The sequence below is a fragment of the Vreelandella sp. 162(4c) genome (genome assembly GCF_058152265.1).
This window is the reverse complement of sequence record NZ_CM176981.1, coordinates 1,114,488-1,139,880: the sequence shown is the minus strand read 5'-3', so window position 1 is coordinate 1,139,880 and position 25,393 is coordinate 1,114,488. Positions and strand designations below refer to the sequence as shown.

28 protein-coding genes are annotated in these 25,393 nt (G+C 54.9%); 20 read left to right on the top strand and 8 right to left on the bottom strand.

Going from position 1 to position 25,393, the window contains the following annotated elements:
- Positions 1 to 162 precede the first annotated feature (162 nt).
- A complete protein-coding gene (locus AC4EYZ_RS05135) occupies positions 163 to 1,767 on the top strand; it encodes an alkaline phosphatase family protein (RefSeq protein ID WP_022520533.1) in 1,605 nt (534 codons plus the stop codon).
- 20 nt (positions 1,768 to 1,787) lie between these two features.
- Here the strand turns inward: AC4EYZ_RS05135 and AC4EYZ_RS05130 are convergent, their stop codons facing one another.
- From AC4EYZ_RS05130 to AC4EYZ_RS05115, 4 genes are all read right to left on the bottom strand, one after another.
- On the bottom strand, positions 1,788 to 2,138 hold the full coding sequence (locus tag AC4EYZ_RS05130) for a DUF4870 family protein (RefSeq protein WP_022520532.1): 351 nt from the start codon (positions 2,136 to 2,138) through the stop codon (positions 1,788 to 1,790).
- Positions 2,139 to 2,157: 19 nt separating this feature from the next.
- Positions 2,158 to 3,093, bottom strand: a complete 936-nt coding sequence (locus tag AC4EYZ_RS05125; RefSeq protein WP_022520531.1) for a lysophospholipid acyltransferase family protein — start codon at positions 3,091 to 3,093, stop codon at positions 2,158 to 2,160.
- A 2-nt stretch (positions 3,094 to 3,095) separates the two neighbouring features.
- The gene (locus AC4EYZ_RS05120; RefSeq protein WP_022520530.1) at positions 3,096 to 3,485 is read right to left on the bottom strand and encodes a DUF4870 family protein; all 390 of its coding nucleotides are present in this window, start codon (positions 3,483 to 3,485) and stop codon (positions 3,096 to 3,098) included.
- Between the two features lie 112 nt (positions 3,486 to 3,597).
- Entirely contained in the window at positions 3,598 to 3,981 is a 384-nt protein-coding gene (locus tag AC4EYZ_RS05115) for a VOC family protein (RefSeq protein WP_022520529.1), read from the bottom strand.
- Between the two features lie 40 nt (positions 3,982 to 4,021).
- On the opposite strand from AC4EYZ_RS05115, the gene AC4EYZ_RS05110 reads away from it, so the two are divergent.
- From AC4EYZ_RS05110 to AC4EYZ_RS05055, 12 genes are all read left to right on the top strand, one after another.
- Positions 4,022 to 4,666: a class I SAM-dependent methyltransferase gene (locus tag AC4EYZ_RS05110; protein ID WP_022520528.1), complete on the top strand. Its 645-nt coding sequence runs from the start codon at positions 4,022 to 4,024 to the stop codon at positions 4,664 to 4,666.
- Positions 4,667 to 4,846: 180 nt separating this feature from the next.
- Positions 4,847 to 6,220, top strand: coding sequence for an MFS transporter (locus tag AC4EYZ_RS05105; protein WP_009287257.1), 1,374 nt, complete (start codon positions 4,847 to 4,849; stop codon positions 6,218 to 6,220).
- Positions 6,221 to 6,343: 123 nt separating this feature from the next.
- Entirely contained in the window at positions 6,344 to 8,131 is a 1,788-nt protein-coding gene (locus AC4EYZ_RS05100; RefSeq protein WP_022520527.1) for an acyl-CoA dehydrogenase, read from the top strand.
- A 131-nt stretch (positions 8,132 to 8,262) separates the two neighbouring features.
- On the top strand, positions 8,263 to 9,891 hold the full coding sequence (locus AC4EYZ_RS05095; RefSeq protein WP_022520526.1) for an acyl-CoA synthetase: 1,629 nt from the start codon (positions 8,263 to 8,265) through the stop codon (positions 9,889 to 9,891).
- A 39-nt stretch (positions 9,892 to 9,930) separates the two neighbouring features.
- Positions 9,931 to 10,779 carry a 3-hydroxybutyryl-CoA dehydrogenase gene (locus AC4EYZ_RS05090; RefSeq protein WP_022520525.1) on the top strand — a complete coding sequence of 283 codons (849 nt, stop codon included), beginning with the start codon at positions 9,931 to 9,933 and terminating at the stop codon, positions 10,777 to 10,779.
- A gap of 117 nt (positions 10,780 to 10,896) precedes the next feature.
- Entirely contained in the window at positions 10,897 to 11,670 is a 774-nt protein-coding gene (locus tag AC4EYZ_RS05085) for an enoyl-CoA hydratase-related protein (RefSeq protein ID WP_022520524.1), read from the top strand.
- Positions 11,671 to 11,770: 100 nt separating this feature from the next.
- The gene (locus AC4EYZ_RS05080; protein WP_022520523.1) at positions 11,771 to 12,388 is read left to right on the top strand and encodes a LysE family translocator; all 618 of its coding nucleotides are present in this window, start codon (positions 11,771 to 11,773) and stop codon (positions 12,386 to 12,388) included.
- Between the two features lie 52 nt (positions 12,389 to 12,440).
- Positions 12,441 to 13,142 (top strand): glutathione S-transferase family protein, encoded by a 702-nt coding sequence (locus AC4EYZ_RS05075; protein ID WP_022520522.1) that lies wholly within the window; start codon positions 12,441 to 12,443, stop codon positions 13,140 to 13,142.
- A 69-nt stretch (positions 13,143 to 13,211) separates the two neighbouring features.
- Positions 13,212 to 13,751: a YaeQ family protein gene (locus tag AC4EYZ_RS05070; protein WP_022520521.1), complete on the top strand. Its 540-nt coding sequence runs from the start codon at positions 13,212 to 13,214 to the stop codon at positions 13,749 to 13,751.
- A gap of 252 nt (positions 13,752 to 14,003) precedes the next feature.
- Positions 14,004 to 14,993 (top strand): lipid A deacylase LpxR family protein, encoded by a 990-nt coding sequence (locus AC4EYZ_RS05065; protein WP_022520519.1) that lies wholly within the window; start codon positions 14,004 to 14,006, stop codon positions 14,991 to 14,993.
- A 55-nt stretch (positions 14,994 to 15,048) separates the two neighbouring features.
- Positions 15,049 to 15,378 carry a hypothetical protein gene (locus AC4EYZ_RS05060; protein ID WP_022520518.1) on the top strand — a complete coding sequence of 110 codons (330 nt, stop codon included), beginning with the start codon at positions 15,049 to 15,051 and terminating at the stop codon, positions 15,376 to 15,378.
- A 78-nt stretch (positions 15,379 to 15,456) separates the two neighbouring features.
- Positions 15,457 to 15,780: a DUF6693 family protein gene (locus tag AC4EYZ_RS05055; protein WP_022520517.1), complete on the top strand. Its 324-nt coding sequence runs from the start codon at positions 15,457 to 15,459 to the stop codon at positions 15,778 to 15,780.
- A 94-nt stretch (positions 15,781 to 15,874) separates the two neighbouring features.
- On the opposite strand, the gene yghU is transcribed toward AC4EYZ_RS05055, so the two are convergent.
- Entirely contained in the window at positions 15,875 to 16,747 is an 873-nt protein-coding gene (yghU, locus tag AC4EYZ_RS05050) for a glutathione-dependent disulfide-bond oxidoreductase (RefSeq protein ID WP_022520516.1), read from the bottom strand.
- 106 nt (positions 16,748 to 16,853) lie between these two features.
- Between yghU and AC4EYZ_RS05045 the strand changes: the two genes are divergently transcribed.
- The gene (locus tag AC4EYZ_RS05045) at positions 16,854 to 17,549 is read left to right on the top strand and encodes an aspartate/glutamate racemase family protein (RefSeq protein WP_022520515.1); all 696 of its coding nucleotides are present in this window, start codon (positions 16,854 to 16,856) and stop codon (positions 17,547 to 17,549) included.
- Between the two features lie 15 nt (positions 17,550 to 17,564).
- Here the strand turns inward: AC4EYZ_RS05045 and AC4EYZ_RS05040 are convergent, their stop codons facing one another.
- Together AC4EYZ_RS05040 and AC4EYZ_RS05035 are read right to left on the bottom strand one after the other, a co-directional pair.
- Complete coding sequence (locus AC4EYZ_RS05040) at positions 17,565 to 17,996, bottom strand: organic hydroperoxide resistance protein (RefSeq protein WP_022520514.1); 432 nt, start codon at positions 17,994 to 17,996, stop codon at positions 17,565 to 17,567.
- 118 nt (positions 17,997 to 18,114) lie between these two features.
- A complete protein-coding gene (locus AC4EYZ_RS05035) occupies positions 18,115 to 18,558 on the bottom strand; it encodes a MarR family winged helix-turn-helix transcriptional regulator (protein WP_022520513.1) in 444 nt (147 codons plus the stop codon).
- 250 nt (positions 18,559 to 18,808) lie between these two features.
- Here AC4EYZ_RS05035 and AC4EYZ_RS05030 point away from each other — a divergent pair, with 250 nt between their 5' ends.
- From AC4EYZ_RS05030 to AC4EYZ_RS05005, 6 genes are all read left to right on the top strand, one after another.
- Positions 18,809 to 19,882, top strand: coding sequence for a TRAP transporter substrate-binding protein (locus tag AC4EYZ_RS05030; protein ID WP_009287266.1), 1,074 nt, complete (start codon positions 18,809 to 18,811; stop codon positions 19,880 to 19,882).
- A gap of 70 nt (positions 19,883 to 19,952) precedes the next feature.
- On the top strand, positions 19,953 to 20,546 hold the full coding sequence (locus AC4EYZ_RS05025; RefSeq protein ID WP_009287267.1) for a TRAP transporter small permease: 594 nt from the start codon (positions 19,953 to 19,955) through the stop codon (positions 20,544 to 20,546).
- A gap of 2 nt (positions 20,547 to 20,548) precedes the next feature.
- Positions 20,549 to 21,829, top strand: coding sequence for a TRAP transporter large permease (locus AC4EYZ_RS05020; RefSeq protein ID WP_009287268.1), 1,281 nt, complete (start codon positions 20,549 to 20,551; stop codon positions 21,827 to 21,829).
- Between the two features lie 29 nt (positions 21,830 to 21,858).
- Complete coding sequence (locus AC4EYZ_RS05015; RefSeq protein ID WP_022520512.1) at positions 21,859 to 22,386, top strand: gluconokinase; 528 nt, start codon at positions 21,859 to 21,861, stop codon at positions 22,384 to 22,386.
- A gap of 86 nt (positions 22,387 to 22,472) precedes the next feature.
- Entirely contained in the window at positions 22,473 to 23,468 is a 996-nt protein-coding gene (gene gntR / locus AC4EYZ_RS05010) for a gluconate operon transcriptional repressor GntR (protein WP_022520511.1), read from the top strand.
- Positions 23,469 to 23,539: 71 nt separating this feature from the next.
- On the top strand, positions 23,540 to 24,388 hold the full coding sequence (locus AC4EYZ_RS05005; RefSeq protein ID WP_041158127.1) for an MOSC domain-containing protein: 849 nt from the start codon (positions 23,540 to 23,542) through the stop codon (positions 24,386 to 24,388).
- On the opposite strand, the gene AC4EYZ_RS05000 is transcribed toward AC4EYZ_RS05005, so the two are convergent.
- The gene (locus AC4EYZ_RS05000; RefSeq protein ID WP_022520509.1) at positions 24,342 to 25,247 is read right to left on the bottom strand and encodes a DMT family transporter; all 906 of its coding nucleotides are present in this window, start codon (positions 25,245 to 25,247) and stop codon (positions 24,342 to 24,344) included. The genes AC4EYZ_RS05005 and AC4EYZ_RS05000 overlap by 47 nt on opposite strands.
- Positions 25,248 to 25,393 lie beyond the last annotated feature (146 nt).

Below are 25,393 nucleotides of genomic sequence, written 5' to 3'. Positions count from 1 at the left end.
AACTATACGATAAAATATTACAGTACATGATTATTGCGCTTTTCAGCAGCCTTATTCCTTGCTCTCTTATCTTGCGATTGGGTACAGCTACTCAACGAGACCAAGCGCTGACAGACTGTACCTTTGACACTGTAAGCTAAAGTAGGCACCTATGGGGATGCGATGAGTCGATTATTACTAATGCTTCTAACGCTGAATTTCTTACTCATCGCGCCGCTCTGGTGGCGTTTTGGCGAGATCAGCTCATATTTGCTCGCTTGGGAGGCGCTTATCATTGCGCCGCTCATGTTGCTACTTCCCGTCGGCCAAGCGCGCCGCATAGTGTCCATCGGACTCGTTAGTTGGGTGATGTTGGCAACCGCCGCGAATCTAGGCGCAGCCGCCACCCAAATGGCCTTTGCCCGGCCACTTAATCTTTATCTTGATATACCTTTGCTGCGCTCAATTTATCACCTGCTAGTAGGTAATGTAGGTCAACTGTTGGCAGTTTGCGCAATGCTGCTGGGGGTTGCCCTGCTGATAGCCATCACTCTGGTTTTGGCACGCCTGATGATGCCACCCGTTGCCTACTCTGTTAAGCGCCTGCCTGGCGTGGTCGCGTTAACGCTGCTGGTCACTGCCACTACCGGCGCGGCGCTTGAACTCAATGGAGTACGGCTGATAGAAAGCGCGCGCTTGCCAGCTGTGGACACCACGCGTTTTCAGTGGCAGCAAATTACCGATACCCACGCCGCCCGCCTCGCCTTTACTGCACAGCTGGAGGCCGCACCCATGGAGGCGCGACCACTGCCGGGATTGGCGGGGCGCAATGTACTGCTCACCTTTATTGAGTCCTACGGTATCTCGGCGCTGGAAAACCCACGTTACTCCGACGTTCTACTGCCTACTCTAGCCGAGATGCAACAGCGCCTGGGGGAGCATAACCTTCACGTGGTCTCTGGCATGTTGGCCTCACCCATTCGTGGTGGGCAGTCATGGCTAGCCCACGCGACAGCCCTCAGCGGCCGCTGGATCGACAACCAGCTGTGGTATCAGCTGATGTTGGACAGCGGCCACTCCACTTTGATCGATGATTTTCGTGCCACTGGTCAGCGAACCCTCAGTGTGATGCCCGCCATTACCCTGGCGTGGCCGGAAGGGGAGGCCTACGGTTTCGATGAAATTGCCGCAGCGAAAGATATCGCTTACGCCGGGCCTGCTCTCAACTGGGTAACCATGCCGGATCAATTCACTCTCGATTACACCCAGCGCTACTTGCTAGGTGAGACACCGGTGTTTGCCCAATTGGCACTGATCTCCAGCCATGCCCCATGGACGCCGATTCTGCCGGTACTGGACAATTGGTCATCCATTGGCGATGGGCGTATTTTTGCCCCCTGGGAGGATGCCGGTGACCCACCAGAAGTGCTGTGGCAGGACATTGAGCGCATTCGTGACCACTACGCCTGGTCGGTGGACTACGCTGTGAAAGTCACCGGCCGCTGGGCTGAACGTGTAGTGGATGATAATACCTTGATGATAGTGCTGGGGGATCATCAAGCCGCGCCGTTGATTACCGGTGACGATGCCAGCGCGGCAGTACCGGTGCATATTATTAGTGGCAACCCTGAGCTATTGGCGCCCTTTATAAAGCGTGGCTTTGTTCCCGGCACGTTGCCTACGCTCGAAGAGTCGCGCGACGCACCTAGAATGAGCCAATTACGCCACTGGCTACAAGCCGATTTTGGAGAGTTAAATGATGTTTACACCGAGGATGGTGATGAGTGAAGGGCGGAATGACTTGCGGCTTACCAAAGCCAGCTATTAGGGCGTGCCGGTGTTAGCCCTTTGCGAACATCGACCCAGCCGAGTACGCAGCGCACGCCTAGCCATACCGCTAGCAGCGGCCAGAGCAGGGTGCCGACTATCACAATGCTGAGTAAAAAGGCGATGCCGGCATAGAGCGTGCCGATCCAGAAGGTGCGGATCAGATACCGGTAGTGCTGCTGCAGCCAGGGCGCCGCTTCTTTACGATAAACATAGGCGATGATTACGCCAATCAGCAGGGTGATATTGGCAGTGACAATACCCGCTAAGTAAAGCGCGTAGATAATCTGCGGAGCGCGTATCTCATCGCGGGGTATAGGGGGTTGTGCCATCAGTTCTCTCTTTTTCAGCCTAATAAAGACGATAGTCGCGGAAGTTGGCTAGATTTTGCTGCTCCTGCACTACTTTACGGTAGCGCTTGTACTCCCATTGATACTGTGCAGGCTCCAAGGCAATCGCACTCTCGACGCTGGCATTGACGCCTGTGGCAGACTGCACATCATCGTCGCTATAGACCCGCTCGTCGGCATCCAGAAAATGGATCTCAAACCCTTTACCAGGAATACGTAGCGCGACGCCGGTGACTACCCGTGCCTGGGTGCGGGCGACCAATTTCGGCAGCAGGGTGGCGGTGTAAGCCTCGCGACCAAAGAAGGGTGCAAAAACGCCGCTGCCCCAGTCGGGCTCCTGGTCAGGTAGTATGCCAATCGCTTCGCTGCGTTTAAGCGCTTTAAGTAGTGCCGCAACGCCGCGGGGGTTGGTGGGAACCAAACTTGCCCCCATACGCTCGCGGCCATGACGAATGACGGGATCGAGGGCGGTGATTTTGGGTGGCTCGTACATGGCGGTGAAAGGGAAATGGCTCGAGAGCCAAAAGTTAAGCACCTCCCAGTTGCCGAAGTGCGGGGCAAGCACAATCACGCCGCGGCCTTCGGTGCGGGCGTTATCGAGCTTGTCGCGACCGTGCACCGCTAAAATGCTGGTCTCTACCTTGTTTGGTTCCGCCATCCAGGCGTGGCCCAGCTCCAACATCGTAGCCGTTGAGTGGCGTAAACTGTGCTGACCAAGGGTTTTACGTTCAGCAATGGAGAGGTCTGGGTAAACGATCGCTAAGTTGCGATCGGTTACCCAACGCTCACGCTTATTAAAGCGGTAAACCAGGGGGCCGAGCGCCGAAGAAATACGCCACAGGCGCGCAAGCGGCCAGCGTGACAGTTGACGCCACAGCCAACTGATCGCACTGGCTTTGGAAAAACGCCTAGCGTTATTAGCCCCCTGTGGTGTCATCGTTAAATCAACCAAGTATCTACATTGGAAGGTGCGCGCTTCTCTTGCAGCCCTTTGAAACCTTTAACACAGCGAATAATGAACCACACGGCTAGCGCCAGCAAAAGTGGGAAACCGATCACTGCAAAGAGCAATATCGAGAAAATAATGCCGTACACCAATCCTATCCAGAAGGTGCGGATCTGGTAGCGGTAGTGCTCGTCCAGCCACGTAGGGCCTTTGCCCTTATAGACATAGGCAATGACCACACCAATAATCGACGTAAAACCAAGGATAAAACTGGCCAGATAGAGCGCATAAATAACCATTGCCATGGTTGTGTCGGGCTGGGAGCTCTGCTCTTCGCTTACGACTTGGCCGTCGAGTGGGGATTCACTTTCGTTATCAAGCATAACGTTTCCTTTCATTCAATTGTATAGATGCTGAAGTGGGTGATGGTGCTTGGCACATCAGTGCGCGCTATTTAAGCGCGATATATAATACCTTGATTCATTAGACTTAGCATTAACGCGAAGAGGGGCGGCAAATCTCTAGCAGGTTACCGTCCGGGTCACGCAGATAAATCGACTCAATCGGGCCTGTGGCGCCTTGGCGGGCGACGGGGCCTAGCTCTACGTCTATCGCCAGCGCATCTAAATGCTGCTTGAACTCATCCAGCGGCAGCTGGCAGCGCAGGCATAAGTCCAGGCTGCCAGGGGTGGGTGTGGCTGAAATGGGGGCAATATCGGTGTCGGTTTGATGTAGGCGAAGTGCCGTATCACCGAGCATTAAATCGACCCGTTGGGCATCGCGATAGCGCACGTCTAGGCCCAAAACACGTGAGTAAAAATCGACTGCGCGACCCATATCGGTCACGGTTACAACAAGATGATCCAGACCTGATAGCATGCCACCTTCCTTAATACGTAACGATAAGCCAGAGAATACGATGATGCGCTGCTGTCCGCTCTGTGTGGAGCCCACTACTGCGCCCTACCACCGGGATCGGCGTCGTGACTACTACCAGTGTGCCACGTGCAAGCTGGTATTTGTCCCCCCCGAGCAGCATTTAAGCGCCGCTGCAGAAAAGGCCGAATACGATAAACATCAAAACTCGCCGCATGATACGGGATACCGGCGCTTTTTAGGGCGTTTATTTACCCCGCTGTTAGCTAAGCTCGAACCCAACGCCCGCGGTCTTGATTTTGGTTCAGGGCCAGGGCCGACGCTGTCGGTTATGTTCGCAGAGCAGGGGCACCCGATGGCTATTTACGACCTTTTTTACGCCCCCGATGCCTCAGTTTTGACACAAATATATGATTTTATCACCGCCACAGAAGTTGTTGAGCACTTGGCGCAGCCCGGCAAGGTGCTTACGCAGTTGGCGGATCAGCTCTCGCCAGGTGGCTATCTGGGCTTAATGACCAAGCGCGTCACTTCGCCGGAGGCTTTTGCCCGCTGGCACTATATTAGCGACCCCACCCATATCAGCTTTTTTAGTGAGGAGACCTTCCGTTGGTGGGCACAAAAGAATAGTTTAGTAGTGGAATTTCCTGGGCCAGACACGGTTATTCTACACAAAACGCTAACGTGAATAATTATAACGTTAGAAAAGCATTGACTTTGCCCCCTTTGGGGTAATAATTGCGCGCCGCTATCCCGGCCTGACTCGATGTGCCAGGTGAGATGACGGTTCCTGTGAACACGCTTAGTAGCGTTTTTACGCCTGTTTTCAGTCCTTTGTTTCACCACTTTTAGGCAAGACGAGGTTTTCATGTCGCGGCAACTGCTAGCCATGGCGCTGGCGCCCCTGTTAGGGCTCTTCATTCTCGGGATTGGCAACGGTTTTCTTGCCACCTTAATTACCGTGCGCTTGGATGCTGCCGGTGAGTCGGCCACGGTCATCGGTATTGTCTCGTCGGCTTACTTTATCGGTTTAGCGTTGGGCGCAATGGTGAATGACCGCCTGTTGCTGCGCATTGGCCATATTCGCGCTTACGGCAGTTTTGCCTCATTAGTGGCCGTCACGGTGCTGCTGCAAGGCTTGTTCTTCGACCCCTGGGCCTGGTTTGTACTGCGCCTTATCGGCGGCTGGGCCACGGTTGGGGTTTATCTGGTTATCGAAAGCTGGCTGCTCACGTCAGGCGACCAGAAGGTTCGCGGCCGCCTGCTGGCGCTTTATATGATTTCACTTTACGCCGCCGGTGTATTGGGCCAACTGCTGCTGGGTGTTACCAACGCCATGGGCGTCACTGCGCCCTTTATGGTGATTGGGCTACTGGCCTCGCTCTCTGTGCTACCTATGGCGATGATTCCTCGCGTGTCACCGATTATGGAGCACGCCGAACCGCTTCCCCCGCACCGTTTGATCACCCTGACGCCCACCGGTGTGATGGGTAGTTTAGGCTCTGGGATGGTGGTAGCCGCAGCGTACACACTGCTCCCGCTCTATTTACAGCGTATTGGCATGAGTGTCAGTCAGGTGGGGCAGATGATGGCGGTGGTGATTATGGGCGCGATGCTGCTGCAGTACCCGATTGGCCGTTGGTCGGATCGCCATGACCGACAAATGGTACTGATTGGCATTAGCGGTTTCTGCGTGCTGATCTCGGCGGCGATGCTTTGGCTGCCGCTCTCTACGCCGCTGTTGGCGGTACTGCTATTCTTGCTTGGCGGTGGGGTATTTGCGCTCTACCCGGTGGCGGTGAGCCACGCCGCCGACCGCGCCCCCGCAGGGGCGCTGGTGCGTATGAGCCAGGGCCTGTTGCTGATCAACTCCATTGGCGCCACGATCAGCCCGCTAATGATTTCTCCGGTGATGACCGCGATGGGCGATGCGGGTCTGTTTTGGGCCTTCGGCTCACTAAGTCTGTTCTTTGTTATGTTCTTCTCCTGGCGGCGTAGCGTGCGCCCGGCGCCTGTGCCTGTGGCACCCTTTACGCCGACTACGCCAATGACCGCTGCTGGTGCTGAGCTGGTGGTCACCGAGGAGTTGATGCAGGGGGCACTGGAGCACGAGCACTTGGAGGATCTCTCAGATGCCGTATGGGACGTCGACGCCGCTGAACCGGTGGTAGGGCCGCCTGCGGAAGATGAGAGCCATATCACTTATTATGATGATGTGGAGCAAGCAAGTGAGCGAAAGTAAAGACGGGTGAGGACGCTAATCATAGCGGGTGATACCTTGGGCTAATGGTGTGGGCAAGAGAGTGTTACTACTATCAAGGGTACACTTTCAAACAATTGTTTAATTTTCAGCCCGAGGTTCGCTATGAATGTTTACGCCGCACCGGTACGCGATTTGCGCTTTGTGCTTGAAGAGCTGCTAGCGCACCGTTCGCTTAGCCTGCCGGGCTTTGAAGAGGCCACGCCAGACTTGGTCGAGGCGGTACTCGAAGAGGCCGCAAAACTGGCCGGTGACATTTGGGGCCCGCTTAATAAGATTGGTGATCAGCAAGGGGCCAAGCGCCACTCCGATGGCAGTGTGACGACGCCAGAAGGCTTCGCGACGGCTTACCAGGCTTATGTCGAGGGTGGCTGGAACGGTATTGGTGTATCAGAAGCACTAGGTGGTCAGAACCTGCCAGAAGTGGTTGCCAGTGCGGTGCAGGAGATGCTTCACGGTGCCAATATGGCGCTGGGGCTCTGCCCCATGCTGACCGCTGGCGCTATCGAAGCGCTGGCCCATCACGGTAGCGATGCGCTCAAAGCGACCTACTTGCCCAAACTGGTGGAAGGCACCTGGACGGGCACTATGAACCTGACCGAATCCCAAGCGGGCTCGGATCTCTCCCAAGTACGCACTCGCGCGGTACCTGAAAACGACCATTACCGCATCAGCGGCCAGAAGATCTATATCACCTGGGGCGAACACGATGCCGCCGAAAATATTATCCATCTTGTGCTAGCCCGCAAACCCGATGCGCCGGAAGGCAACAAAGGTATTTCCCTGTTTCTGGTACCCAAGTTCCTGATCAATGAAGACGGCTCCTTGGGCGAGCGCAACGACGTCACCTGCGCCTCTATCGAGCACAAACTGGGCATTCATGGCTCGCCCACCTGCACCCTGAGCTTTGGTGAAAACGGCGGGGCGATTGGCTACCTTGTTGGCGAAGAAGGGCGTGGCCTTAATCATATGTTTACCATGATGAACGAGGCGCGTCACAAAGTCGGTATTCAGGGTATTGGCGTGGCCGAACGTGCCTGCCAGCACGCCTTTGCCTATGCGTTGGAGCGTCACCAAGGGCGCTCTCCCAAAACCCGTGGCGGCGCTGAATGCAGTATCAGCGATCATTTAGACGTGCGCCGCATGCTGCTCTCCATGCGCTCACGTACCGATGCACTGCGTGCGCTGGCGCTCTACTGCGCTGCCGAGTTGGATACTGCCCGCCACGCTGAAAGTAACGAAGCCCGCCAAACCGCCCAGGCCCGCGCGGATATTTTGATTCCAGTGATCAAAAGCTTCTCTACCGATCAGGCAGTGGATATCGCCTCCATGGGGATTCAGGTGCACGGTGGGATGGGCTATGTGGAAGAGACCGGAGCAGCGCAGCTACTGCGCGATGCTCGCATTGCGCCTATTTACGAAGGCACCAACGGTATTCAGGCACTCGACTTGGCGGGACGTAAACTCCAGCGTGACAATGGCGAAGCGCTCGCTGCGCTGCTTCACGACGTTTCCGCCACCGTGGAGCAACTCAATGCCGACCCCGCTTTGTCAGCGTTGGGCAGTAGTTTGGCCGCAGGGCTTGAGGATTTGAAAGCTGCCCAGACAATTGTGCAGGAACAAGGCAGTGACCCTGAAATCGGCGCAGATGCGGTGCAGGCTTACGCAACGCCGTTCCTGAACTTGGCGGGCCACGTGCTGTGTGCTTGGCAGATGGGGCTGGCGGCTCTCAGCGCCCATGCTGCCCTTAACAACGGCAGTGATGATCCCTTCTATACTGCCAAGATGCGCAGCGCCGAATTTGCCATCACTCAATGGCTGCCGGTAGGCCGCGCCCAGCGCACGGTGATTGAGGCGGGTATGCAGTGCTTAAGCGATTTTGAGGTTCACTAACGCTAATTTGCAGCTTCACGCCGCCGCCTCTTGAGGCGGCGGCGCTGTTTCTAAGCGATCAAAACAACCATTTTAAACAAACTCTTAAAACGAACGCTTTCAAAAACATCAACAAAAGTCAGGAGCCGACCATGACCGCTATCTTTGAGCAAGGCTTGCCCAAAACTGTTGCCAACCACGTGCCGCTTTCACCGCTGACCTTTATCGAGCGCTCGGCGTCGATCTATCCCGATTACCCGGCGGTGGTACATGGCAGTACGCGACGCACCTGGAGCGAAACTTGGTCGCGCTGCCGCCAGCTTGCCTCGGCGCTCGAAAAGCGGGGCATTCAGCCGGGCCAGACAGTGGCGGCGATGCTGCCCAATATCCCCGCCATGTTTGAAGCACACTTTGGCGTGCCGCTGGCCGGCTGCGTGCTTAATACGCTGAATATTCGCCTGGATGCTGAGGCGATCAGCTATATGCTGGAACATGGCGAGGCCAAAGCCATTCTGGTCGACCCCGAGTTTGCTGAGGTCATCCAGCAAGCGGTTGCCAAGCTACCCCACAAGCCGCTTATCATCGATGTGACCGATGTGGAGTTTCTTGGTGAGACCCCGAGCATTGGGGAAGTGGAGTACGAAGCGCTGCTTCAAGAGGGCGACGCTGACTTTGCCTACCAGCTTCCTGCCGATGAGTGGGATGCGATCTCGCTCAACTATACCTCTGGCACCACCGGCAAACCCAAGGGCGTGGTCTACCACCACCGCGGCGCTTACCTCAATGCGGTGAGCAATATCATGGAGTGGGCGATGCCCCACCACCCGATCTACCTGTGGACGCTGCCGATGTTCCACTGCAACGGCTGGTGCTTCCCATGGACGATTGCCGCCAACGCCGGGGTAAACGTGTGTCTGCGCCGCGTCGATCCTAAAAAGATCATGCAGCTCATTGCCGAAGAGAAGGTCACCCACTTCAGCGGGGCGCCGATTATTCTTAATGGCCTCGTGAACCTGCCTGCGGAAGATAAGCATCAGTTCGATCATCCGGTCAAAGTCACCACCGCCGGTGCCGCGCCGCCTGCCTCGGTGATCGCCGGGGTGGAGAAGCTGGGCATTGAGGTAACCCACGTTTATGGCCTGACGGAAGTCTACGGGCCGGTAACCGTCTGCGCATGGCGGGAAGCGTGGGATGAATTGCCGCTGGAAGCACGAGCCAAAATTAAAGCCCGCCAGGGGGTGCGCTACCACATGCTCGAAGCGCTGTGCGTGGCTGATCCGCTCACCATGGAGACAGTGCCCAAGGATGGCCAAACCATGGGTGAGATACTCATGCGCGGCAATAACGTTATGAAGGGCTATTTAAAGAACCCGGAAGCCACCGAGCAGGCGCTGGAGGGCGGCTGGTACCACACCGGCGACCTGGCGGTTTGGCATCCGGATGGCTATATCGAGATTAAAGACCGCTCCAAGGACATCATTATTTCTGGCGGTGAAAATATCTCCACCATCGAGGTGGAGGACGCTATTTATGGCCATCCCGCCGTTGAAGAGGCCGCGGTGGTCGCTAAGCCCGACGAGAAGTGGGGTGAAACGCCCTGTGCCTTTGTGAAGCTCAAAGTCGGTTACGGCGAAGTCACCGAAGCTGACATTATCGCTCACTGCCGCGAACATTTGGCGGGCTACAAAGTCCCCAAAACGGTTATTTTCAGCGAGCTACCCAAAACCTCGACAGGCAAGATCCAAAAGTTCGTACTGCGTGAAGAAGCTAAAAACCATTGATAACCCTAGTGTAGCGATAATCGATAGAGGAGAGAGTGCATGAGTGACCAACTTGTTGGCGTTGTAGGAGCCGGTACCATGGGGCAGGGGATCGCTCAGGTAGTGGCTGCTAGTGGCTTTAACGTGTGCCTTTACGATGTGGCCGAAGAGCAGCTTGGCCGTGCCAAAACGAACATCGATAAAGGCTTGGGTAAGTTGGTCGCTAAGGAGAAAATCAGCGAATCGGATAAAAGCGCCGCTCTAGCCCGTCTATCTACCACAACCACGCTGAGTGCCCTAGGCGACTGCGCAATTATTATCGAGGCCGCACCCGAACAGCCTGAACTCAAAGAGAAGTTGTTTCGCGATCTAAGCCGCTTGAGCAGCACCGCTATTCTGGCCTCCAACACCTCGTCGCTGTCGCTCACTCGCTTGGCAGCGGTGTGCGATCACCCCGAGCGCGTAGTGGGCATGCACTTCTTTAACCCAGTGCCAGTGCTCAAACTGGTGGAAGTGATTCGTGCCGAACAAACCTCGGACGCTACCGTGGCCGAGATTGAAACCCTAGCTAAAGCGTTGGGTAAAACTGCTGTGCCGGTAGGCGACGCGCCGGGCTTTGCGGTAAATCGCCTGCTGGTGCCCATGATCAATGAGGCAGCGTTTATCGTGCAGGAGGGCACCGCAACGCCGGAAGCGGTTGATAACGCTATGAAACTAGGAGCGGCTCACCCCATGGGGCCGCTGGCACTGGCGGATTTAATCGGGCTGGATGTGTGCCTGGCGATTATGGACGTGCTGCAAGAGGGCTTTGGCGACCCCAAATATCGCCCCTGTCCACTGCTTAAGCGCATGGTCGCAGCGGGCTACCTAGGCCGTAAAAGTGGGCGCGGCTTCTACTCTTACGATTAGCTTGTACTGAAGGGAAGAGTGCGGCGTAAAGAAGTGATTGCCACTCAACCAAGCGTTCGCTAGGGTTGAGTGGTGTTCACTTTAATGTTCCATAACAAATCAAATAAGGAGTCCGCCATGAGCGAAGCAGTCATCGAGAAGGTTGATAACGACGGGATGGTGCGTCTGACCATCAATCGTCCCAAAGCACTGAATGCGTTAAACAGCGAAGTGCTTTCCGCACTGGAAGCGCACTTAGTAGAGCTTGAGGCTCACCCGAACCTACGCGCCGTGCTGATTACCGGTGCGGGCGAGAAGTCTTTCGTCGCGGGTGCTGATATCACTGAAATGCGTGAAAAAACGCCCGAAGAAGCGCGAGCTTTCGCCAGCCAAGCGCTGCGTACTATTAAACGCCTAGAGACTCTCCCCGTGCCGGTGGTCGCGCTGGTGAACGGGTTTTGCCTTGGCGGCGGCTGCGAATTGGCGCTGGCCTGCGACTGGGCCGTAGCCAGTGACAACGCCGTATTCGGCCAGCCGGAAGTACTGCTGGGCGTCATCCCCGGCTTTGGCGGCACCCAACGGTTACCGCGTCGTGTTGGCCCTGCAATGGCGATTGACTTGGTGACTACCGGGCGCAAAATCGATGCCCAAGAGGCGCTACGTATCGGCCTAGTCAATCGCGTGATGCCGCAAGCGGAGCTGGAAAGCTACGCTGAAGAGCTCACCAAGCAACTGAAAGGCAACGGCCCGCAATCAGTGCGTGGTGCCAAGCAGGCCGTTCACGATGGTATGGATCAGGATCTGGATAGTGCACTGGCACTGGAAACCAGCTTGTTCGCCTTCTGCTTTGCCGGTGACGAGCAGAAAGAGGGCATGTCAGCCTTTGTTGAAAAGCGTAAACCTAACTTCTAAACCACGCCTCATTCCAGCTTTACTTATTTAGGGGGTGGCGCTTACGTCACCCCCGTTTTATTCTCGAAACCTAACCATTACCTTCAAGAGAATCGCCAATATGCAATGGGCCGCATTCATCCTCGCCGCACTAGGTTTTGCCTATCTTCCTGGGCCTGCAATGCTGTATACCGCAGCGCAAACCCTGGGGCGTGGCCGACGAGCAGGATGGTTAGCGGTCATGGGTGTGCATATGGGCTGCTACGTTCATGTGGTGGCGGCCGCATTGGGCTTGGCGCTGCTGTTTGCAGCGATTCCGCCTGCTTATATCGCCATGAAAATCATCGGTGGGCTTTATTTACTCTGGATGGGACTGAGGCTATGGCAGCAGGGCATTCGTGCCCATAATGATGAGGTGCCGCTGGCAACCACTAAACGCGTGCTTCGCGACAGTTTTTTGGTGGAGGTGCTCAACCCTAAAACCGCGCTTTTCTTTGTCGCGTTTCTGCCTCAATTCGTGCAGCCCGAGAGCGCTATGCCGGTAGCGTGGCAACTGCTCTGGCTAGGTATCGCCACTAATGTGCTGTTCTCATCAGCGGATGTTGTGGTGGTGCTGCTGGCCAGCCCGTTGCGTGAGTGGTTACAAAAATCCCATGGCTCCTCTCGGCTCATTCAGCGCATTGGCGGTGGCGTATTAATGGGATTAGGCGGTAATACACTGGCTCAGGCAGCACGTTAAGGTGGCTGCCTAATTGATCGGCTAATTCGATTTCCCACATAAGGAGCGCTGCATGTTTGATCTCTATATTGCCAACAAGAATTACTCTTCTTGGTCGCTGCGCCCTTGGGTGCTGATGAAAGCGCTGGAGATTCCGTTTAACGAACACCTGATGCCGTTCGAGGGTGGTTTGGGTGCAAGCCATGCCACCTTCATTCGCTTCTCACCTTCAGGTTTGGTGCCCTGCTTGGTGGATGTGACGGATGAAGGCGAGCTGGCGGTGTGGGACTCCCTGGCGATTATCGAGTATCTGGCCGAGCAGCACGCTAATGTTTGGCCGAGTGATAAAACCGCCCGCGCCTGGGCGCGCTCAGCCACAGCAGAGATGCACAGCGGCTTTAGCGCCCTGCGCGACGAGTGTCCAATGAACTGCGGTATGCGGGTGGAATTGAATAGCTTATCGGCCAATCTTAAGGCCGATGTGGCACGCTTGGATGCGCTATGGCAGCAGGGGATTGAGCGCTTTGGCGGGCCGTTTTTAGCGGGTGAGCACTTCTCAGCAGTAGATGCGTTTTATGCGCCTGTGGCGTTTCGCGTGCAGACATTCAACCTGCCGATCCATGAGAAATCCCAGGCATATGTCGAGCGCTTGCTAGCGCTGCCAGCAATGCAAACTTGGTATCAAGCCGCGCTCGAAGAGCCATGGCATGAGCCCATGCACGAGGCCGATACGCTGAAAAATGGCACAGTCACGGACGATCACCGCAAAGCTTAACCTGTCAGACTATTCACCAGAGACACCCGGCATCGGGTACACTGACGCAAATTTCGTTTGGACATTTTCATGGCTCTTAGTGCAACGCCCTACAAAGTTGATATCAATCTGACCGATCTGGATCGCGGGGTGTATGAAACGCTGCGCTTTACCGTGGCTCGCCATCCGTCAGAGACCGAAGAGCGCATGACCGCGCGCTTGCTTGCTTATGTGTTGTGGTACAGCGAGACGCTGGCCTTCGGGCGTGGGCTTTCAGATGTAGATGAACCGGCACTGTGGGAGAAAAGCCTAGACGGTCGCCTACTGCACTGGATCGAAGTGGGTTTGCCCGATGCCGAGCGGATTACCTGGTGCTCACGTAGGGCAGAGCGCGTGTCGCTACTTGCTTACGGCCGGGTAGAGCAATGGGAGAGTAAAGTGTTGCCCAGCGTGGCATCACTGAAAAATGTGCATGTGGCGGGGCTGCCACAAGAGGCCCTAGCGATTATCGCTAAAGACCTGCCTCGGGCGATTAACTGGGCAGTAATGATCAGCGAAGGATCGTTGTTTATTACTGATGAAAACGGCCAACATGAAATCACTCCGCAGTGGCTGCTGCGCGACAGATAGTGATTCAACTAAGTCATTGGCCTACCAACTTTCGTCTAGTCGACTACGCTAATAAATCTAAACAAATGACAGCAGAAGGGGTGGCCTACGAGCCACCCTTTGATGTTAGTGACTTAGCTCTTTTCTGTAGAAGACTGTAAAAGTATGCTTGCTATCTTTTTGCACAATTACATACAATCAACAATGTTTGTTGATGTTCTTCAAAAGTGGCCTCAAAAAAACACTCCCCAGGACAATCTCAAGGAACGAGCAATGAAAGGTACCTCCCCTCTACGATGGCAGCTGCTACCGCTAGTGGCTGTAGTAACCCTGCTGTCAACGCTGGCACAAGCCGACGATAGTGTCCTCTCGATTAAGCACGCAAATGATGGCATGGCCAGCAGCGATGATGGCCACTTTACCAGTGGCTTTGAGATTAATTGGACGTTTCAGCCTGAAGCACAAAGCTGGACGCAACGCTTGGCCACCGCTTTACCCGATAGCCTTATTGGCAGCGCTGATATGGCAGCTTTTCGTTTGGTGCATCAGATTTATACGCCAAACAATATTGAGCAGCGTGGACTGATTGAAGATGATCGCCCCTACGCCGGGATTGTTTACGGCGGTATCTCACTTTACGAAGACGTGCCCATGGGCAATTGGCGCCAAGCGACTGACCTGCACCTGGATATTGGTTTGGTAGGGCCTTCGTCGCTTGCCGATAGCATTCAACGCGAAGTGCACCGCATCACCGAAAGCGACCGCCCCAGCGGTTGGGATAACCAGCTTGGCGATGAAGCCATCGTCAACGTCGCCATGCGTCGCCAGTGGTGGTATAGCTCCCCTTTGATGGGTAAGCAGTTTGCCCATGGCCCCAGCGTTAGCGCCGCTTTGGGCAACCTTTACACCTATGCAAGCGCCGGGTATAGCGTTCGCTGGGGTGATGAGGCGCCTAGCATTCCTACGCTAACGCCAAGCCCTGGTAGCCGCTACCACATGACCGGTAAAGAGGGGTGGCAGTGGTACCTGTTTGCCAGCGTAGACGGTTACTACATGGCGCAAAACCTGACGCTTGACGGCAATACGTTTAGAAATAGCCACTCGGTTGATCGCAAAGAGTGGGTAGGCGACGTATCAGCAGGGCTGGCGCTGGCCTGGGAAGATTGGCAAGTCACTTACGCGGCAGTTCAGCGCTCACGTGAATTTGACGGCCAGGAAGAGCAGGATAAATTCGGCTCTATCACGCTATCTAAGCGCTTCTAAACGGTTAGGTGAAATGAGGTGAGTAGAAGCGCCCAACGGGAAAGGAGTATTGCTTATGGCTAACAAGTATCCTCACACTCCCGATGGACGCTATTTTGTCGCCAAAAATCGGCTTTGGCGCTGCACTGACCCGCGTTTAGATGAAGACGAAAAGCGAACCCATATCAAAGCATTGATGAAAGCCCGCAGGGCGGTCAGAACAGCCCAGCAGCAAGACGATGAAGACGCGCTGCGCCAAGCCCGCAACGCGGTGCAAAGCGCTAAAGAAGCCCTCGGCGAGCGTGGCCCGGTATGGTGGGATGATGACGCCCCCGATGAAGGCGGTTTGGCGCCCCATAACAGTTCCTATGCCGAGTGGTGGGAGAGTAAACGGCAGCTCCCCTAATTTATATTAATTTATAATTCACGGTTGGGGCTTGCGGTGTTACGCTCTGCCGCTTTCCACGCATACTAAGGGCAACCTGTGAAGATCAAAGCAGACCTCTCCATTTTAGATATCATTGGCCATCTACTTGTCTGGGTGGTGTTGAGTATTATCACGTTTGGCATAGCGTTATTTTTCTTTCCCTATTCGTTTGCGCGGTTTGTCATCAATCGCACATCGCTAGTTGATGCCAGCACTGGCGTCGAGCGAAAAATGGTTTGCGATATCAACCTGTTCAGCAATATCGGCCATATCATCCTATGGATGTTGATTTCGCTGGTCACCTTTGGTTTAGGGTATATTTTCTACTTCTATCGAGTTTGGAATTACGCGTTGAATAACTCGCGGATTGAGTCAGTTTAGTTTTTCTCGTTAAACAGAACTCGGCTTGGAGTATTGATGCTGCACCGGGGCCTACGCTGAGAGTTCAAGCGTAGGCCCTTTTTTGGGTGACTAATTACTCGCTATCAGCCAGCTTATCTTGTGTGCGAAGCTCAAAGTCGCTGGCATCATGACGTTCATGCAACTGCTCGTGCGGCTCGCCAAAAGAGCGGTTGACCATACGGCCACGTTTAACGGCGGGACGTTCATCAATCTCTTCAGTCCAGCGCAGAACGTTCTTGTAGGTATGGGCTTCCAAGAATTCAGCCGCTTCGTAAACGCGATTTTTCACTAGTGCGCCATACCAAGGGTGAATCGCCATATCGGCAATGGTGTACTCATCACCCGCCATAAAGCGGTTTTCCGCCAAGTGGCGGTCAAGCACATCAAGCTGGCGTTTTACTTCCATGGTGTAGCGGTCAATCGGGTACTGATACTTTTCCGGTGCGTAAGCGTAAAAGTGGCCAAAGCCACCGCCTAACATCGGTGCGCTGCCCATTTGCCAGAACAGCCAGGAGAGACACTCGGTGCGTTTCGCCGGGTCGCTGGGTAAGAACTCGCCAAATTTTTCAGCCAAATAGAGCAGGATTGCGCCAGACTCAAACACCCGCTGGGGGGGATTGGTAGAGTGATCCATTAGGGCGGGAATTTTGGAGTTGGGATTCACCTCGACGAAGCCACTGCTGAACTGATCGCCTTCGCCAATTTGGATCAGGTAAGCGTCGTATTCGGCACCAGCTACGCCTTTCTCCAACAGCTCTTCAAGCATCACGGTGACTTTGACACCGTTAGGCGTGGCCAGGGAGTAGAGCTGAAGAGGGTGTTTGCCTACCGGCAGCGCTTTGTCATGGGTAGGGCCTGCAATTGGGCGATTGATATTGGCAAATTTACCGCCGTTGCCAGGTTCCCACTTCCAAACACGCGGGGGTGTATAGGTATTGTCGCTCATTCGTTTCCTCGCTATAAATGGTTTATCGATAATGCTGCGGCTATTATTCGTGGCAGAGGGTGATTAGCCTGATAATAAAGTAGCTCATTTTCTTCAGAGGTGACGGATGCGTGTTATTGGTGTGTTGGGCGGTATGAGCTGGGAGTCGACCCAAGGCTATTACCGAGCCCTAAACGAGGGCGTAAAAGCAGCGCTGGGCGGATTTCATTCGGCTAAGATCGTGCTGGTTAGCGTCGACTTTGCCGACATTGAAGCGCTGCAACAGCAGGGCGATTGGCACGCCGCTGGTGAACAACTGGGCAACGCTGCCCAAAGTGTTGAGCGCGCGGGCGCCGACTGCCTGCTGATTGCCACCAATACCATGCATAAAGTGGCGCCCGCTATTGAGCAGGCGATTACGATTCCGCTACTGCATATTGCTGATGCCACCGCTGAACAGCTTACCGCTGACGGAATCACTCGTGTCGGCCTATTGGGAACGCGCTTTACCATGGAGCAGGACTTTTATATCGGCCGCTTGGAAAAGCAGTTCGGTATTGAGGTCGTGGTGCCCGATCAGTCTGAGCGCGACACTATTCATCGGGTGATCTTTGATGAACTCTGCCAGGGTCGAGTAGAAGATGTATCGCGGCAGCGCTACCTGGCCATCATTGATTCCCTGCATGCCCAAGGAGCCCAGGCGGTGATTTTAGGCTGTACTGAAATCGCTATGCTGGTGAACCAGCGTGATACCACAGTACCTCTTTACGACACCACCGCTCTGCATGCCCAGAGAGCGGTGGCGTGGGCACTAAATGATTAATCTAGGTAACGACGCTTAGACCAGTGTCAGGGTGACATTAATATTGCCACGGGTGGCATTGGAATAGGGGCAGACAACATGGGCTTTCTCGACCAACTGCTGGGCAACGTCTTGCTCAAGGCCGGGCAGACTGATTTTTAGCTCGACTTCGATGCCAAAGCCGGTAGGAATGGCGCCGATACCTACGTGGCCATCAATTTTCGTATCCTGAGGAAGCTTTACTTTCTCCTGGCCAGCGACATGCTTAAGCGCACCTAAAAAGCAGGCCGAGTAGCCAGCAGCAAATAGCTGCTCAGGATTGGTGCCATCACCGCCTGCGCCGCCCAGCTCTTTGGGCGTGCTGAGTTTAACATCCAGCGCGCCATCGGACGATTTGGCCTGGCCTTCACGGCCGCCAGTAGCAGTGGCGTGGGCACGATAAACAACGTTTTCAATAGTGGTCGTCATTCTGTATCTCCTGTCGGTGTTTTCATTATGAATCTGCGCTATTAACTTAGCGCAGCTTTATTTTGCGCGCAATATAAATGGTAAATAAATCTCTATGCCCTGCGCTAGAAAGCGAAGGCTATTGGTTCTTTTGCAGGCTATCACGCAGCCGCACTAAGTCCTCTTTCAGCGTGGTCAGTGCCTCGATCGATTGCTCGCTGGCATGCACCACACAGCTTGGAATATGGCACGCCTGTTCGCGCAACGCTTTGCCTTTTTCAGTGAGATAAAGCTCGACCACGCGTTCGTCTTCGTGGCTGCGTTTGCGATTCAACAACTGATCGGCTTCAAGGCGCTTGAGCAGTGGCGTCAGTGAGCCAGGATCGGTTAGTAGGCGCTTACTCATTGTGCCTACCGTGATGCCATCGTTTTGCCACAGCACTAGCATCGCCAGGTATTGCGGGTAAGTAAGTCCCAGCTTTTTGAGCAAGGGTTTATAAACTTTGGTCATCATCAACGAGGTTGAATAGAGCGCAAAGCAAAGTTGGTGATCGAGCTCTAATTCGCTACAAGATGGTTGCACAAGTATGGTTCCGATCCGAAATACATCGCCTAATGTAGCGCGGGAAGCAGTTAGTGGCTATCCCTAGACGTTGGTCGTAAGTTGGCAGTTTTGTTTTGACACGCACAAGGCGGGTAGCTAGCCTTCGCATACTCAATGTTACCGGTAACAAATTGCCGTTCATTGAATCGGCCATTAACAACATCGCTATTAACGACTCAGCTATTAACAACCCAGTCATTAACAACAATGAGTATTTGGAGACAACGCTATGACCTCTATTTGGCGCAACACGCTGACCTTAGTCGGCGCGACCACCCTGACATTTGGTATGGCCCATGCCCAAAGCCCGGAGCTCTCTGATCCGCCTGAAATTGAAGGCGAGGTAGTCGGCGACCACGGCTCGCATACTTTGCGCATGGGGATCGGCCTGGCGGAAAGCTCTCCGCAGTACCTATCCAGCCAATACTTTGGTGAGATTCTGGAGCAGCGCACCGACGGCCGCATTACGGTTAACGTTTTCCCTAACAGTCAGTTAGGCGACGACGTTCAAATGATGGAAATGCTGCAAACCGGTACGCTGGATATGACCTATCCCTCTAGCTCGGCGACCACTGGTTACGTTGAAGAACTGGCCGCTTTTGATCTGCCCTTCCTGCTACCTAGTCGTGAAGCCGCTGTAGCGGTCATGCAGAGCGATGTTGCCCAGGACATGCTGGACGCCTTTGAAGGCACCGGTCTGAAAGCACTCGCTTTCTCTGAAAATGGCTATCGTCAGCTTTCGAACAGCGCTCGACCGGTGGCTAGTCCTGATGACGTTGCAGGTCTAGATGTGCGCGGTTTAAGCGTTCGTACCATGGAAAACCCGGTACACCTAGCGATTTGGGAAGCCTTAGGTGCCAACCCCACGCCAATGGCCTTTGGTGAGCTGTTCTCCGCCATGGAACAGGGCGTGGTTGATGGTCAGGAAAACCCCTGGAGCACCATCCTGACCTCTAACTTCAACGAAGTGCAGGACTATGGCACTGAAACACGCCACGTCTATACTCCCTTTATCATGATGCTTTCCGAGCGTACTTGGGATCGCATGGCGCCTGAGTATCAAGAGTTGGTGCTGGAAGCCGCTCGCCAGTCCGCTGAATATGAAATTCAGCTGTCTGCTGAGTATGATGACTGGTCTCGGGATCAGCTAGCAGAGCGAGGAATGGAAATTACTCGCCTGGACGACGAGCAGTTAGCCGCGTTCCAAGATGCCGTTCAACCGGTTTATGAAGAGTGGGCGCCGCGTATTGGCGAAGACCTGATCGCCGACATTCAAAAGATCGTTGAAGAGAGCAGCAACTAAACCTTACGTTTAGCGCACCGTTGGGCAGGCCATCGAGCCTGCCCAACGTGTCAGTGCTTCTGGAGCTCCTATGTCACTCTCCTCTACACCCCCAAATACCCCCACGCCGATTGAAGATCCATCGGTGTATCTGGATGACCCCAATCGCAAGTTGCTGGAAATCGATACCGATACCCGCCAAGGCCCTGCACTGTTCCGCTGGCTAACCTTAGGTATGGAGTATCTTATCGGCGTTATTTTAGTGGCGTTGATTGTGTCCGTTTCTTGCAACGTGGTAGGGCGCGCGCTGTTTAATTACTCACTGCCCTGGGCCGATGAGCTGGCGCGCATGCTGTTTATATGGCTGGTGTTTATCGGGGCCGCTGCGGCGTTTTCCCGTTACGAGCACATTGCCGTTGATGCCTTAGTACGGCGCTTGCCGCTGCGCTTGGCACACATGCTCTATTTACTGCAGCACCTAATTATTACCGGCCTAATGGTGGTAATGATTTGGGGTGGCTACCAAGTGCTGTCGCGTTCAAGCGGGCGCTCAGCGATTATGGATGTGCCATTGAGTTTTATCAGCCTTTCTCTGGTGCTGTGTGTCATCTTTATTGCGGTGGTAGCGGTGTGGCGAATGTGGGTCAGCCTTAACGTTATTCGCCACTCTGAGCGGGAGCGCTAATCATGCTATGGATTTTCCTGGCCATTTTATTGGTCTCTATCGTTATTGGGCTGCCCATTGCCTTTGGTTTAGGCGTGGCGGCGCTGGTCATGGCGGTACTCTCAGATATTCCGCTGTCGATTATGATCGAGCAGTCGATTCGTGGGGTGAACAGCTTTCCGCTGCTCGCCATTCCGTTCTTTATTTTAGTCGGTGAGGTGATGAGTAATGGCGGTATTGCTCGTCGCTTGATGGAACTGGCTGGCGCTATGGTCGGCTTTATGCGCGGCGGGCTAGGGCAGGTTGCCATTACCGGTTCGATGTTCTTTGGCGGCATCAGTGGGTCAGCGGTGGCCGATACGGCCGCTACTGGTGCGATGATGATTCCCTCTATGAAAGAGCAGGGCTACACCGCAGCTAATGCTACCGCAATCAATACCGTGTCGTCGGTGATCGGAATTATTATTCCGCCCTCCATCCCGCTGATTCTGTACGGCATCGTCACTGAAACCTCGATTAGCCGCCTGTTTATAGCCGGTATCATTCCAGGGCTGTTGATTGGCTTTGCGCTGATGGTGACCACCTATATTCTTGCCAAAAAGGATGGCGGCGGCGTGCAGCAGTTCCGCTGGGATCGTCTCTGGAAAGCCTTCAAAGATGCTTGGCTTGCACTTGTTCTGCCGGTCATCGTGATTGGCGGTATTATTGGCGGCGTATTTACCGCCACCGAAGCGGCCGTGGCGGCACTGCTTTATGCGCTGGCTATTTCGCTGGTGGTTTACCGTGAGTTCAAGATCAAAGAGCTCGGCGGTATGCTGATTCGCACTGCTCGTTTGACCGGCATGGTGATGATGCTGCTAGCGTTTGCGACGGTTATTGCTTGGTTCCTTACCATCAATATGGTGCCACAAACCCTGGTCAGCCAAGTGCAAGCGATAACTCAAGATCCGTTTATGCTGCTGCTGATTGTGGCGACTTTGCTGCTGTTGGTAGGTTTCGTAATGGACTTAACGCCGGCCATGGTCATCATGGCGCCCATGCTGGCACCGATCGTGACTTCGGTAGGTGTTGATGCCGCTTACTTTGGCGTACTGATGGCGTTTGTATTGGGCATTGGGCTGCTAACCCCGCCGGTAGGTACCTGCCTTTACGTAGGTTGTGGTGTGGGTAAAGTCTCCATGGAGTCGTTAGTCAAAGCCATGCTGCCTTACTATGTGGCGCTCTTAGTCGTGCTGGTAATTCTGATCGCTTTCCCTGGCATCGTGACTTGGCTGCCTGATCTTACCGCCGTGCGCGGCAATTAAGGTTCTTGGTAATGAATAGGAGAGCCGCAGTGAAGACCCACTCGCATCGTATTTTGGTGATGGGCGTGTCCGGCTCCGGAAAGTCGCACATTGGTCACCAGTTGGCGTTGACTCTGGGTGCCACGTTTATCGATGGCGATGACTATCACTCACCCGCCAATGTGGCCAAAATGGCCAGTGGCAAGCCGCTCAACGACGATGATCGGAGTGAGTGGTTGGACACCTTGGCGGCGCTGTTTGCCGAGTATCGGGCAAGGGGGGAGTCACTGGTGATTGCCTGCTCCGGATTAAAAAAGCGCTACCGTGATCGGCTGCGGCAAGGCGACCCAGCGCTGCAGATTCTCTATTTAGAGGGCAGCCGGGAGCTACTGCTTGAACGGCTTGAAACCCGGGCTGGACACTTCTTCAAAGGCGATACCATGTTGGCCAGTCAACTGGCCGACCTGGAACCGCCCAGTGAAGAGGAGGCCTTCAATGCCTCGATTGCCTTATCGCCCCAAGCGATCATTACGCAATTTGCTGCCACGCTACCGACGCCCAGCCGCTCGCCCATTTAAAGGAAGTAAGTTAAAGGAAAAATAAGCATTGGGGTCAGCTTTAGGGAAGACCTCAATGCTTACACCTTGAATAAGGCAGTTACTTTTTGAAGAAAAAACGTCCCACCCTGCAGGATATTGCCGACCACGTAGGGGCTACCAAAATGACGGTAAGCCGCTGCCTGCGTGACCCTGAAACGGTCTCGGAAGGCCTGCGCGAACGCATCTTCTCGATTGCCGAACAGATTGGTTATATTCCCAACCGTGCGCCGGATCTGCTTTCCAGATCGACCAGCCACTCTATCGGGGTGCTGGTACCATCGCTTACCAACCAGGTATTCGCCGATGTTATCCTCGGTATCGAAACGCTGACGGAGCCGGCGGGGTATCACCTGATGCTTTCTCACTATGGCTATAGCCCAGAGCTTGAAGAGCGCAGCCTGGCATCGCTGCTCTCCTATAATGTCGACGGCATCATTCTGTCAGATCGTGACCACACTTCGCGCAGCCTGCGAATGCTGGAAACCGCCGGTATTCCGATTGTAGAAATCATGGACACCCACCGCCCTCCGCTACAGCAGGCGGTGGGCTACGACAACGTTCAAGCTGCCTACGACATGGTCAGCGAGATGATCTTACGGGGTCGACGCCAGGTGATATATCTGGCGGTACGCTTGGATGAGCGTACTCGCCAGCGCGAACAGGGCTATCGCCGCGCCATGGAAGAGCACGGCTTGACGCCCGTTACCCTGCAGAGCGCCCAGCGCTCCTCTTACAGTGTGGGAGCGGCGCTGCTGCAACAGGTGATCACTGACTACTCCACGGCGGATGGTCTGTTCTGCACCAACGATGACGTCGCGGTTGGGGCCTATTTCGAGTGTCAGCGGCGGGGCATTGACGTACCAGGGCAGATGGCGCTGGCGGGCTTCCACGGCCACGATGTAGGCCATGTAATGACACCACGCCTAGCCAGTGTGGTCACCCCCCGTCAGGCCATCGGTGAAGCGGCTGCGGGGGAGCTATTAGCGCGGCTTCGCGGTGAGAAGCAGACCCAAAAAGTGGTTGATTTGGGCTATCGTATTGAAGTGGGGATGACCTTATAAAGCGCGTTATCAAGTAGCCGTTAGCGGCGTAAATGACTAAAGTAGCCTTTTACTTTTGTCGCGAGGCCGTCGTGCAGATTACTCAACTCAATATTTACCCCGTCAAATCGCTAAAAGGCATCAGCGTGACTCAAAGCGAGCTGCAAGAGCACGGGCTAGCCTGGGATCGCCGCTGGATGCTGGTAGACGCGCAGCAGCGTTTTGTGACCCAGCGCCAACTCCCGGCGCTTGCCACCGTTGAGGTCGCGCTGACCGATGAGCACTTGGTGCTGTCGCATCCTAACGTCGAGCCTATGAGCGTACCGCTGGCCGAGCCAGAGGGAAATTTGCGCCTGGTCAGCGTGTGGAATGACCACTGCAAAGCTCTGCCGGAGAGCGATGAAGTATCGCGCTGGTTGGTCGCCGCCCTAGGCGAGCAGGTTCAGGGGTTTAGCATGGTGCGCTTTGCTACCGAGTTTACCCGTGCCGTTGAAGAGGATTTCCTTGATGGCGGGGCGGCGCATACCTACTTTTCCGACGGTTACCCTTTTTTGGTTGCCACTACGGGGTCGTTAGACGCTCTAAATCAAGCGTTAGTGGCAGGCGGGCATGCTCCTGTGCCCATGAACCGCTTTCGGCCCAATATCGTCGTAGAGAGTGACGAGGCGTGGGCGGAAGATCGCTGGGCAACGTTGACTGAGCAAAATGGCACCTTTCAGCTAGCGTTACGTAAGCCCTGTAAGCGCTGCAAAATCACCACCATCGATCAGCATACGGCGGCAGTGCCTGCCCCTGCTGAACCGCTAAAAACCTTGATTGAACTCAATACGCAACCCAACCTTAAAGGCGCGCATTTTGGCCAAAATGCCACGCTGCTTGAAGGCGCAGGCAGCGTTATTCGTGTGGGGGATAGACTGGCGGCGGCGACTCGCGACGCTTAATGCGCAGCAGCTTAGTGGCAATCGCCGTGCCGATAAGGGTTATCACCATACCGGCGATAATCTGAAGGTTGAGCGTTTCGCCAAGCAGCAGATAGCCCCATATCAGCGCGCTCACCGGCACCAGAAAAGTGACCGTTGAGGTGGCAGTAGCGCCCGCGCTGGCGAGTAAGCCAAAGTAGAGCAGAAAAGCCAGCGTGGTGCTAAGCGCAGCCAAGGCCAAGGCATTGCCCCACGCCAGTGGGCTAATGGGTTCGCTTGGCCACAGCAATATGCCGGGAATCATCAGCACCAGCGCCGACATGGCGCTGCTGCCTGCGGCCAGCACACGGGTTGGTAGATGGCCAAGGCGTGTTTTTGAGTAGTTGCCCGCAATACCGTAGCAAAACGTGGCGCCTAAAACGGCCAAAATGAACCAGCCGTCGCCGCCCAGGGCAAAATCGAGCCGATCGGCAGAGAGCACATAAACACCCAGGAGTGCCAAGGCAAGTCCTAGGTACTGCTGGCGCTGTATCGCGGTAGCGAAGAATAGCGCACCAATTAGTGCAGTGAAAATCGGCGTGGTGGCATTAATCAGCGAGGTAAAGCCCGCTTCAAGGCGCGTGGTGGCAAGTGCCAGCAGTGAAAAAGGCAGTACGTGATTGACTACCCCTAAAAACAGCAGCGGCCCCTTATGCTGCCAGATGAGTCTCAGGTAGTGCAGGCTGATCAGCAGCGGCATCAATAGCAGCGCGCCAATGCCCATGCGCACCAGCACTAAAGGCACTGCACCGAATTCGGGGGCGGCCACGCGCATAAAGATAAATGACAGGCCCCATAGCGAAGAGAGCAGTATCAAGCGCAGCGCATCAGCCGACGACATGGCAAGTCCTTAACGTTCAAGAGGTGATCCAGTTAGGTAGCTAACTAGCTTAAGGCCGAATAGAAGGGGATGGAAGTGATTGAAGCACGGGTTCGGCAGAACAGGAGAAAATCAGCTACGCTGGTTAGGTGGTCGAGCGGCAACTG